The 10,578-nt window shown below is 72.4% G+C and carries 8 protein-coding genes and 1 pseudogene; 5 read left to right on the top strand and 4 right to left on the bottom strand.

The window, feature by feature from the left end; translation table 11 throughout:
* Nucleotides 1-128 precede the first annotated feature (128 nt).
* Nucleotides 129-1,553 (bottom strand): adenylosuccinate lyase, encoded by a 1,425-nt coding sequence (gene purB, locus ACWEVO_RS18080; RefSeq protein ID WP_452308682.1) that lies wholly within the window; start codon nucleotides 1,551-1,553, stop codon nucleotides 129-131.
* Nucleotides 1,554-1,806: 253 nt separating this feature from the next.
* Between purB and ACWEVO_RS18075 the strand changes: the two genes are divergently transcribed.
* Both ACWEVO_RS18075 and ACWEVO_RS18070 read left to right on the top strand, forming a co-directional pair.
* Entirely contained in the window at nucleotides 1,807-4,116 is a 2,310-nt protein-coding gene (locus ACWEVO_RS18075) for a PKD domain-containing protein (RefSeq protein ID WP_452308681.1), read from the top strand.
* 165 nt (nucleotides 4,117-4,281) lie between these two features.
* Complete coding sequence (locus tag ACWEVO_RS18070) at nucleotides 4,282-5,028, top strand: SDR family NAD(P)-dependent oxidoreductase (RefSeq protein ID WP_452308680.1); 747 nt, start codon at nucleotides 4,282-4,284, stop codon at nucleotides 5,026-5,028.
* A gap of 63 nt (nucleotides 5,029-5,091) precedes the next feature.
* On the opposite strand, the gene ACWEVO_RS18065 is transcribed toward ACWEVO_RS18070, so the two are convergent.
* The 3 genes from ACWEVO_RS18065 to ACWEVO_RS18055 all read right to left on the bottom strand — a co-directional run bounded on the left by ACWEVO_RS18065 (nucleotide 5,092) and on the right by ACWEVO_RS18055 (nucleotide 8,265).
* Nucleotides 5,092-6,384: an acetyl-CoA C-acetyltransferase gene (locus ACWEVO_RS18065; RefSeq protein WP_452308679.1), complete on the bottom strand. Its 1,293-nt coding sequence runs from the start codon at nucleotides 6,382-6,384 to the stop codon at nucleotides 5,092-5,094.
* 140 nt (nucleotides 6,385-6,524) lie between these two features.
* Nucleotides 6,525-7,358: an ABC transporter permease subunit gene (locus tag ACWEVO_RS18060; RefSeq protein ID WP_452308678.1), complete on the bottom strand. Its 834-nt coding sequence runs from the start codon at nucleotides 7,356-7,358 to the stop codon at nucleotides 6,525-6,527.
* A complete protein-coding gene (locus ACWEVO_RS18055) occupies nucleotides 7,348-8,265 on the bottom strand; it encodes an ABC transporter ATP-binding protein (protein WP_452308677.1) in 918 nt (305 codons plus the stop codon). The genes ACWEVO_RS18060 and ACWEVO_RS18055 overlap by 11 nt, the downstream gene beginning before the upstream one ends.
* An 81-nt stretch (nucleotides 8,266-8,346) precedes the next feature.
* On the opposite strand from ACWEVO_RS18055, the gene ACWEVO_RS18050 reads away from it, so the two are divergent.
* The 3 genes and pseudogenes from ACWEVO_RS18050 to ACWEVO_RS18040 all read left to right on the top strand — a co-directional run.
* Nucleotides 8,347-8,814, top strand: a complete 468-nt coding sequence (locus ACWEVO_RS18050; RefSeq protein ID WP_452308676.1) for a GbsR/MarR family transcriptional regulator — start codon at nucleotides 8,347-8,349, stop codon at nucleotides 8,812-8,814.
* Nucleotides 8,815-8,878: 64 nt separating this feature from the next.
* On the top strand, nucleotides 8,879-10,237 hold the full coding sequence (locus ACWEVO_RS18045; protein WP_452308675.1) for a 3-oxoacyl-ACP reductase: 1,359 nt from the start codon (nucleotides 8,879-8,881) through the stop codon (nucleotides 10,235-10,237).
* Nucleotides 10,234-10,578 (top strand): annotated as a pseudogene (locus ACWEVO_RS18040) (hypothetical protein); the annotation flags it as partial. The gene ACWEVO_RS18045 and the pseudogene ACWEVO_RS18040, both read left to right, overlap by 4 nt.

Raw genomic sequence — 10,578 nt, 5'->3', positions numbered from 1 at the left:
TAACCCCCCCCCCCCCACACCTCACCCCCGCCGCCCCATCCCCGGGTTGACCATGTTGTTGGCGTGGCTGCTGATCTCCTCGTTGACGCAAACTCCTTGATCAACGCGCCAGGGCGAGGCGGGAACGGTCAGAGGATGGGGGGTGGGGAGTAGGCGGCGGCCTCAGGGCGGGCTTCGACGATCTTGGTGATGCGGGCCGTCACGCGGTCCACCTGGGCCCCGGCGGCGCCGACGAAGGCATTGCGGTCGGCGACCAGGGCGTCGATCTCCGCACGGGTCAGGCCGAGGCGGCCGTCCGCGGCCAGGCGGTCGAAGAGGTCGTTCTCGGCCGCGCCCTTCTCCCGCATGGCCAGGGCCACCGAGACCGCGTGCTCCTTGATCACCTCGTGCGCGACCTCCCGGCCGACCCCGCGCCGGACCGCCCCGACCAGGATCTTCGTGGTGGCCAGGAAGGGCAGGAAGCGCTCCAGCTCCCGGTTGATCACCGCCGGGTACGGCCCGAACTCGTCGAGCACGGTGAGGAAGGTCTGGAACAGCCCGTCGGCGGCGAAGAACGCGTCCGGCAGGGCGACCCGGCGGACCACCGAGCAGGAGACGTCCCCCTCGTTCCACTGGTCACCGGCCAGCTCGCCGACCATCGACAGGTAGCCCCGGATGATCACCGCGAAGCCGTTCACCCGCTCCGACGACCGGGTGTTCATCTTGTGCGGCATGGCGCTGGAGCCGACCTGGCCGGGCTTGAAGCCCTCGGTGACCAGCTCCTGGCCGACCATCAGCCGGATCGTGGTGGCCAGCGACGACGGCGCGGCGGCCACCTGGGCCAGCGCGGAGAGCACGTCGAAGTCCAGCGAGCGCGGGTAGACCTGGCCGACGCTGTCCAGCACCCGGCTGAACCCGAGGTGCCCGGCGACCCGGCGCTCCAACTCGGCGACCTTGTCGGCGTCGCCGTCGAAGAGGTCGAGCTGGTCGGCGGCGGTGCCGACCGGCCCCTTGACGCCGCGCAGCGGGTAGCGGTCGATCAGGTCCGCCAGCCGCTCGTACGCGATCAGCAGCTCCTCGGCCGCCGAGGCGAACCGCTTGCCGAGGGTGGTGGCCTGGGCGGCGACGTTGTGCGACCGGCCGGTCATCACCAGGCCGGAGTGCTCGTGGGCGTGCCAGGCGAGCCGGGCCAGCGTGGCGACCACCCGGTCCCGGATCAGCTCCAGCGAGGCACGGATCTGGAGCTGCTCGACGTTCTCGGTGAGGTCCCGGGAGGTCATCCCCTTGTGCACGTGCTCGTGCCCGGCGAGCGCGCTGAACTCCTCGATCCGGGCCTTCACGTCGTGCCGGGTGACCCGCTCGCGTTCGGCGATCGACGCCAGGTCGACGTCGTCCACCACCCGCTCGTACGCCTCGACCACCCCGTCCGGCACCGGCACGCCGAGGTCCCGCTGGGCCTTCAGCACGGCGAGCCAGAGCCGCCGCTCCATCCGTACCTTCTCCTCCGGCGACCAGAGGGCGACCAGCTCGGGCGAGGCGTACCGGTTGGCGAGCACGTTCGGGATCGTCGTCACGGCCCTCATTCTTTCGTACCGGCGGGACCGCCACCCCGGCGGGCACGCTCAGGCCGACCCTCGGCGGCTCGTGGCCCAGCTGCGACAAGTCCGCGCCGAATGCCGGCTTTCCGCCCCGGCTAGACGGAAGGAGCGTCGCGGGCCGGCCGTCCGTTATGCCGGGCAGGACAACGCGACGTCGGGTGGTCAGGGATCATGACGCCATCCACGTCCGGGATCAGGCCGGACCTTTCCTCATCAGTCGAGGATTCACATGCGCAGATCCTCCCTCGCCGGGCTCACCGCGATCGCGGTGACCGGCAGTTCCCTGCTCGTCACCGGCGGCGCCGCCCAGGGCGCCGAGGCCCTGACCTACTACGTCCGCCAGGAGTCCACCGCCTGCTCGGACACCGGGCCCGGCACCCTCGCGCAGCCGTTCTGCTCCATCGGCCCGGCCGCTGCGGTGGCCACCGCCGGGCAGACCGTCGACGTCGGCCGCGGCAGCTATCCGGAGCGCGTCACCATCGCCAACTCCGGCACGCCGGAACAACCGATCACCTTCCTGGCCAGTGAGGTCGCCACGCTCACCGGGCCGAACGGCGGCTTCGTCATCGAGGGCCAGCACGATGTGGTCCTCCAGAACCTCCGCGTCCGGGGAGCGGCCGACGTGCCCGCCCTGGACCTCCGCAACGCCTCAGACGTGACGATCCGGGGCGGCAGCTACGCGATGGCGGACCTGCCCACCGCCCCGGCCGTCCGGCTCGCCGGCGTCGCCAGCTCATCGCTCACACGTTTCACGATCAGCGGAAACAACCTCGCCGACGGTGTGACGATGGACGCGGCCACCAGCGGAGTCACCCTCGACCACCTCAACGTGCTGAGCGCGGACAACTCGGCGCGGGAGAGCGCCGGCATCCGGAACGGCGGACCCGGCAACACCATCGTCAACAACTTCCTCAGCGGCTTCGGCAGCGCGGCCATCGCCGTCGGGCCGGAGGCGTCCGGCACCGTGGTGGCCAACAACGAGGTCAGGGGCGGCATCGGTTACGGAATCCACAACCGCGGCGCCACCGGCACGGCGATCACCAACAATTCCGTGAACGGCCGGTGCCAGGACGGCATCCGGGTCGACGAAACGTCGACCGGCGTCTCGGTACAGAACAGTTACCTGGTCTCGAACGGACTCTTCGGCCAGAGCTACTGCCCGAGCTCGGGGCCCGGGGGTGCCGAGATCGGCATCTACGGTGGCGCCACCGGAGACACGGTCGTCGACTACAACAACACGTACCACAACGCCTCGCCGTCCGGGGCGGCCTACTCCTGGAACGGCACCCGGATGAGTCTGGCCGCATTCCGCACCGCCTCCGGCCAGGCCGCCCACGACATCGACACGCCTTGGACCAGGGACAGAGAGGACGCGGCCAACTCGGCGGCGCCCGGCTACCAGGCGACCGACCGGCTCGGCACCGCCCGGGCGGACAACCCGGCCGTGGCGAACACCGGCGCCGGACCGGTGCCCTGGGCCGACCGAGGTGCCACCGAGTTCGTCGGCACTCCGGTCGCCCGGTTCGACACGGCGCTGGACCTCGGCACGAGTTCGGTCACGGTCGACGCCTCCACCTCGGCCCCCGGCTACGTACCGATCACCTCGTACGTGTTCGACTTCGGCGACGGCACGGTGGTCACCCAGAACACCCCGGTCGCCGCGCACCGCTACGCGGCTTTCGGCGACTACACCGTCTCGGTCAAGGTGTCGGGCAGCGACGGTCGGGTCAGCGGGGCCACCCTGCAAGGCGTCAGCGTGCTGCGACGTATCGGCACGGTCGGGCTGCTCTCCCTGACCAGCCTCCGTTACGCGGGGGCGAGCACCGGCAGCCCGCTGGTGGCCGACCAGGGCCGGCTCGGCGCCACCGCCCAGTTCGACCTGGCGGACGCCAGCGGCCAGGTGGCCCTCTTCTCCCGAGCCGCCCACCGGTACGTGAGCGTCGGCACCAGCACACTCGTTCCGGCCAGTCCCATGGCCAGCACTGCGGCACGGTTCGATCTGCTCCGCAACACGGACGGCACGATCAGCCTGCGGGCGGCCGCCAACAACCGTTATGTGAGCGCCGCGTCGGCCACCGCCCCACTGGTGGCCGACGCCACCTCGATCGGGACCTCGCAGAAGTTCTACCGGGTCAACGTCGCCGACTCCGGTCGGTCACTCAAGGCCCGCGCGAACATGCGGTACGTCCGCTCGGACGGCGCGAACGCGAAGCCGCTGATCGCCAGCAGCACCAGTGTCGGGCTCTGGGAGCGGTTCGACCTGGTGGACCTCGGCAACGGGCAGATCGCGCTGTTGGCACAGTCGAACAACCGCTTCGTCACCGCGCCGAGCGCGGGCACGATGCCGCTGATCGCCAACCGCACCACCATCGGGACCGCGGAACGGTTCACCCTCGTCCGCAACAGCTACGGCACGGTCAGCCTGAAGGCGAGCGCCAACAACCGCTACGTCACCGCGGCGAGCGCCGGCGCCAAACCGCTGATCGCGAGCAGCACCAGGATCGGGCTCGGCTCGTGGGAGAAGTTCAACCTCGGCTGATCCCCGGCACAGCGACCGATGCCCGTCCGGGTGGCAACCCGGATGGGCATCGCCGTTCGGTCGGGCCAACGCCCACGGGCCGGACCCGAGGGGACGGCCGACCGGATCGGCCGCCGGATAGGGTGATGATCGCCATCCTGAGTCGACAGACAGGATTGAGGAAGAGTGCCCAGTCTCACCGGCAAGGTTGCCCTGGTCACGGGCGGGAGCCGCGGCATCGGCGCCGCCGTCGTGCGCCGGCTGGCCCAGGACGGCGCCCACGTCGCGTTCACCTACCGGGAGGCGGTGGAGAGCGCGAAGGCCGTCGTGGCCGACATCGAGTCCTACGGCCGCACGGGCCTGGCGATCCAGGCCGACAGCGCCGACCCGACGGCACTGGTCGGTGCCGTCGAGCGGACGGTCGCCGAGCTGGGGCGGCTGGACATCCTGGTCAACAACGCCGGGGTGTTCTCGTCGGCGCCGATCGAGGAGGTCGGCCTCGACTACCTGGACCGGGCCATCGCCGTGCACGTACGCGGGGTGTTCCTGGCCACTCAGGCGGCGGTGCGCCACCTCGGTGCCGGCGGGCGGATCGTGAACATCGGCAGCAGCTTCGCCAGCCGCGTCCCGACCCCCCTCCCGGGCGTCAGCGTCTACGCCATGACCAAGAGCGCAGTCAACGGCCTGACCAGGGCACTCGCCCGCGAACTCGGCCCGCGGGGGATCACCGTCAACCTGATCCTCCCCGGCTCCACCGACACCGACATGAACCGGGCGGACAGCGCCGGCGCGGACGCGCAGCGCGCGCAGATCGCCCTCGGTCGGTACGGGACGCCGGACGACGTGGCGGCGACGGTCAGCCACCTGGTCGGCGCGGCCGGGCGGCACATCACCGGCGCGTCGATCGCCATCGACGGCGGCGCCACCGTCTGACCCGCGCGGTCAACTCGCCCGCGAACCCGCCCGCTCGCCGATGTGGCGATCAGCAGCGGGCGTTCACCGCTCCAGGATCGCGGTCACGCCCTGCCCGCCGGCGGCGCAGATGGAGATGAGACCCCGCCCGCCGCCCTTGCGGTCGAGGAGCTTGGCCAGGGTGGCCACGATCCGGCCGCCGGTGGCGGCGAACGGGTGCCCGGCGGCGAGCGAGGAGCCGTTGACGTTGAGCGTGTCCCGGTCGATCGCGCCGAGCGGGGCGTCCAGGCCCAGCCGCTCCTTGCAGAACTCCGGCGACTCCCAGGCGGCCAGGGTGGCCAGCACCTGCGAGGCGAACGCCTCGTGGATCTCGTAGAAGTCGAAGTCCTGGAGGGCCAGGCCGGCCCGGGCCAGCATCCGGGGCACCGCGTACGCGGGGGCCATCAGCAGCCCCTCGTCGCCGTGCACGAAGTCGACCGCGGCCGTCTCCGACCAGGAGAACCAGGCCAGCACCGGCAGGTTGTGCTCCCTGGCCCACTCCTCGCTGGCCAGCAGCACGGTGGACGCGCCGTCGGTGAGCGGGGAGGAGTTGCCGGCGGTCATGGTGGCCCGCTCGGCGTCCGGCCCCTTGGCGCCGAAGACCGGCTTGAGCGAGCCGAGCTTCTCCAGGCTGGTGTCCGGGCGCAGGTTCTGGTCGCGGGTCAGCCCCAGGTAGGGGGTCATCAGGTCGTCGAAGAACCCCTGCTCGTACGCGGCGGCGAGCCGCTGGTGCGAGCGGAGCGCCAGCTCGTCCTGGGCCTGCCGGTCGATGTTCCAGCGCAGCGCCGTCCGGGCCGCGTGCTCCCCCATCGACAGGCCGGTACGCGGCTCGGCGTTGCGCGGGATCTCCGGCTTGAACGGCTGGTGCGGGCGGAGCTTCGCGGCGACCTTCAGCCGCTCGCCGAGGGTGCGGGCCGAGTTGAGCTGGAGCAGGGTCCGGCGCAGGTCCTCGTTGATCGCCAGCGGCGCGTCGGAGGTGGTGTCCACGCCACCGGCGATGCCGACCTCGATCTGCCCGAGGGCGATCTTGTTGGCGACCAGGATGGCGGCCTCCAGCCCGGTGCCGCACGCCTGCTGGATGTCGTACGCCGGGGTGTGCGGGTCGAGGCGGGAGCCGAGCACCACCTCGCGGGTGAGGTTGAAGTCCCGGGAGTGCTTGAGCACGGCGCCGGCGACCACCTCGCCGACCCGCTGCCCGGCGAGGCCGAACCGGGCGACCAGACCGTCCAGGGCGGCGCCGAGCATGTCGGCGTTGGACGCGTGCGCGTAGCGCGAGTTGGAGCGGGCGAAGGGGATGCGGTTGCCGCCGATGACCGCTACCCGCCGGACACTCTGCACGATCGGCCTCCTCTGAAGCTGCTGCCCGCACCCTACTCGCCAGTAGGCTACGCCGTCGGGGGGTTGCGGCGCGAGTCCTGCGGGCGCCGGCACGGTAGCGCGGGGCGAATGCCGTGCCGGTCGCACCGAGGGGTGCCGGTTCAGCGACCGAGATCGCGGCGCACGAACCGGAGGATGCCCACCCCGAGCAGGACGGCTGCGGCGACGGCCAGGACCAGCGGGTCGGCGGCGGCGAAGCCGTGTCGCAGCGGCTCACCGCCGAGGTAGTAGTGGAACGGGGTGAGGTGGCGGGCCCACTCCGCGCCGAGCTGCGGAGCGAAGCCGTTCAGCGCGTAGCTGAACACCCCCACGCCGGCGGTGAGGCCGAAGACCGTCGCCCTGCTCTTCCCGGTGGCCGCGCCGAGGGCGGTGCCGAGCGCGCCGAAGAAGACACCGAGGAGCATCAGGTTGACCGCCTGGGCGACGAAGTTGGTGACGCTGATCGAGTCCAGGCCGGCACTCGTCCGCACGGCGAGCACGGCGACCAGGACGGCGGCGGAGATGGCCACGGCACCCGCGGCGAGGGCCGCGAAGCGGTGCAGCAGCAGCCGCGCCCGGCCGATCGGGTGCGCGAGCAGCAGGTCCAGGTAGCCCGACTCCTCGTCAGCGGCGGTCGTCCGCGCTCCGGTCGCCGCCCCGTAGAAGGTCACCAGCAGCGGCACGAGCAGCCCGAACACCGCCCCCTGGAGGTAGCCGGCGGCGGTGGAGGTGTCGTCCAGCCCGAAGCCCCGCATCGCCTCCGGCACGTTCGCCGCCGACCCGGCACTCAGCTGCGGGTAGAAGCCGGCGTACAGCATGGCGAGGAGGCCGGTGGCCAGCGCCCAGACGGCGAAGATCCGGCGGTTGTCGTGGAGCGTCTTGCCGACCATCGACCGGCCGAACACGCGGGCCGCCCGGGAGGTGCCGGGGACCACCACCTGGACGTCAGGCGACATCGACGGCCTCCTGCCGCTCGGTGTGACCGGTGTAGTAGTCATGGAAGAGCTCCTCGAGATCCTGGGTATCGGCCCGCAGCCCGACGACGGGGTGCCGGGCGGCGGCTTTGATCAGGGCGTCCGGGGTGCCCTCGAGCCGGCAGTCGAGGACGGAGCCGCGCACCGCGAGATCCCGTACGCCGGGCAGGCCGGTGAACTCGGCGGCTCCGACCGGCTCGGCGAACGTGAGCCGGACCCGCAGCTGGGACCGGCTACGCAGGTCGGCCACCGTGTCGAGCGCGACGAGGCGACCCTCGCGGATGATCGCGACGCGGTCGGCCACCGCCTCGACCTCGCTCATGATGTGACTGGACATGAAGACGGTCCGCCCGTCCCGCCGGGCCTCGGCGACCAGCTCCAGAAACGTCTGCTGAACGAGGGGGTCCAGTCCCGACGTGGGCTCGTCCAGGATCAGCAGCTCGGGCCGGTGCATGAAGGCCTGCAGCAGTCCGACCTTCTGCCGGTTGCCCTTGGACAGGCTCCTGATCCGGGCGGTGAGGTCCAGGTCGAGGCGGTCGGCCAGCTCGACGATCCGGGCCGTCGGCACGCCGCCGCGCAGGTTGCCCAGGAAGGTCAGGCACTCGCCGGCCCGCTGGCGGCCGTCGACCACGAAGTCGCCGGCGAGGTAGCCGATCCGGCGGTGCAGGGCGATCGGGTCCGCCCCGGGATCGAGGCCGAGCACCCGGGCGGAGCCCGAGGTGGGACGGATCAGGTTGAGCAGCAGGCGGATGGTGGTCGACTTCCCGGCGCCGTTGTGCCCGAGGTAGCCGAAGACCTCGCCGGGCCGCACGTCGAGCGTGAGGCCGGTGAGGCCACGGCGGGATCCGTACGTCTTGGTGAGCTCGGTGAGCTCGATGACGGGAGGCATACGACGAACATATCAGAGCTTTCAGAGATTTTTGAAGACTGAGAGATGTTAGAGTTGCGCTTGACACCGGAGGAGGACCACGTGGCGGAAACCAACGCAGCGGCCGAACGGATGGCGCTCGTCCTGTCCGAGGGCGGGCTGCAGAAGGCGACCGCGCGGGTGATGGCGGCCTTCCTCTTCGCCGACGCGGAGAGCGTGACCGCCACCGAGCTCACCGAGCAGCTCGGCATCAGCTCGGGGTCGGTGTCGGGCGCGATCAAGATGCTCTCCACCGTCGGCCTGATCGAGCGGGTCCCGGCGCCCGGCAGCCGCCGGGAGCACTACCGGCTGCGCGAGGGCGCCTGGGCGACCCTGATGTCCACCCAGAACGGCATGGTCAAGTCCATGTTCGAGGCCGCCGACCAGGGAATCGCCGCCGCCGGAGAGGACACCCCCGCAGCCCGGCGACTGGCGGAGATGCGGGACTTCTACGGATTCATGTTCCGCGAGCTGCCGGCCCTGGTGGAGCGGTGGCGGGCCGGACGGGCCGCCGGGCACGGCGGGAACTGACCGGCGACCGGGGACGGGCCGCGCAGGGGGTTGCGTCCAACCTACTCACCAGTAGGCTACGGTCATGAGCGACCGCTACGCGAGCTTCGTCCAAACGGCGGCCGGCCGCGCGCTGGTCAAGCGCCTCGGGCTGCCCGACCCGCCCCGACTGCGCCGCCACACGCCGGGCGACCCGCTCGTCCCCGGGCCGGTCCTGCTCGGCGCGGCGGACGGCAGCCGGCTCGCCGAACAGGTCACCAAGCTGCTGACCTTCGCCGGGGCCGAGCTGCGCGATCCCGTCGCGGCCACCGACGCCACCACCCGTTACGCCGCCCTGGTGTACGACGCCACCGGCATCACCGACTCCACCGGGCTGCGCCAGCTCTACGACTTCTTCCACCCGCACGCCCGGTCGCTGCTGTCCAGCGGCCGGGTGATCGTGCTGGGCACCCCGCCGGCCGAGTGCGGCTCGCCCCGCGAGGCCACCGCCCAGCGGGCGCTGGAGGGGCTGACCCGCAGCATCGGCAAGGAGTTCGGCCGGGGCGTCACCGCGCAACTGGTGTACGTGACCCGCAACGGGGACGCCGGCACCCCGGTCAGCCTGGAGGCCACCCTGCGCTTCCTGCTGTCCGGCCGGTCCGCGTACGTCTCCGGTCAGGTGATCCGGGTCGGCGCCGGCACCGCCACCGCCCCGGCCGACTGGGACCGGCCGCTGGACGGGCAGGTCGTGCTGGTCACCGGGGCCGCCCGGGGCATCGGCGCGGCGCTGGCCAAGGTGCTCGCCCGGGACGGCGCCAAGGTCGTGGCGCTGGACGTCCCGGCCGCCGGGGACGCGCTGGCCGAGGTGGCCAACGAGATCGGCGGTACGGCCGTGCAGCTCGACCTGACCGCGCCGGACGCCCCGACCCGGCTGGCCGAGCACCTGGCGAGCCGGCACGGCCGGCTCGACGTGGTGGTGCACAACGCCGGCATCACCCGGGACAAGACCCTCGGCCGGATGGACGCGGACCGCTGGGACCAGGTCATCGACGTGAACCTGTCCAGCCAGGAGCGGATCAACGACGTGCTGCTGGAGCGCGAGCTGATCCCGGCCGGCGGCCGGATCGTCTCGGTCTCTTCGATCGCCGGCATCGCCGGCAACCGGGGCCAGACCAACTACGCGACCAGCAAGGCCGGCGTGATCGGCCTGATCGACTCGCTCGCCCCGGTGCTGCGCGAGCGGGGCATCAGTCTGAACGCGGTCGCCCCCGGGTTCATCGAGACCCGGCTGACCGCGCGGATCCCGCTGATGATCCGGGAGGCGGGACGGCGGATGAACAGCATGGCCCAGGGCGGCCTGCCGGTGGACGTGGCGGAGACGATCGGCTGGCTGGCCTGGCCGGCGTCCGGCGCGGTCAGCGGCAACATCGTCCGGGTCTGCGGCCAGAGCCTGCTGGGGGCGTGATGGCGCGGCGGAAGCGGCGGCCGGCGGAGCCGGCCGAGGAACTGTCGGTGCACGAGCTGATCGACGGTCCGACCCAGGACCTGACCACGGCCCGCAACGCCCTGGCCGGGCGGGGCGGCCCGGAGGCCTCGCGGGCGGAGGACCATCCCCCGCTCTCCGTGGAGGCGACCCAGGACCTCTCCGCGCTGGCGGGCGACCTGACCCAGGACCTGTCGGGCGCGGCCGCGGCGGTCGCGTCGGCCCGGCCGGCGGCCACGCTGTCCGCGTCCGGGCCGGTCGGACCGGTGGGCCGGGTCCGGAGCGCGCTGCCCCGGCGGCCGGCGGGCGGGGCGGGCTTCCGG

This window comes from Micromonospora sp. NPDC003776, assembly GCF_053605645.1.
This window is presented reverse-complemented; position numbering and strand designations above follow the sequence as displayed.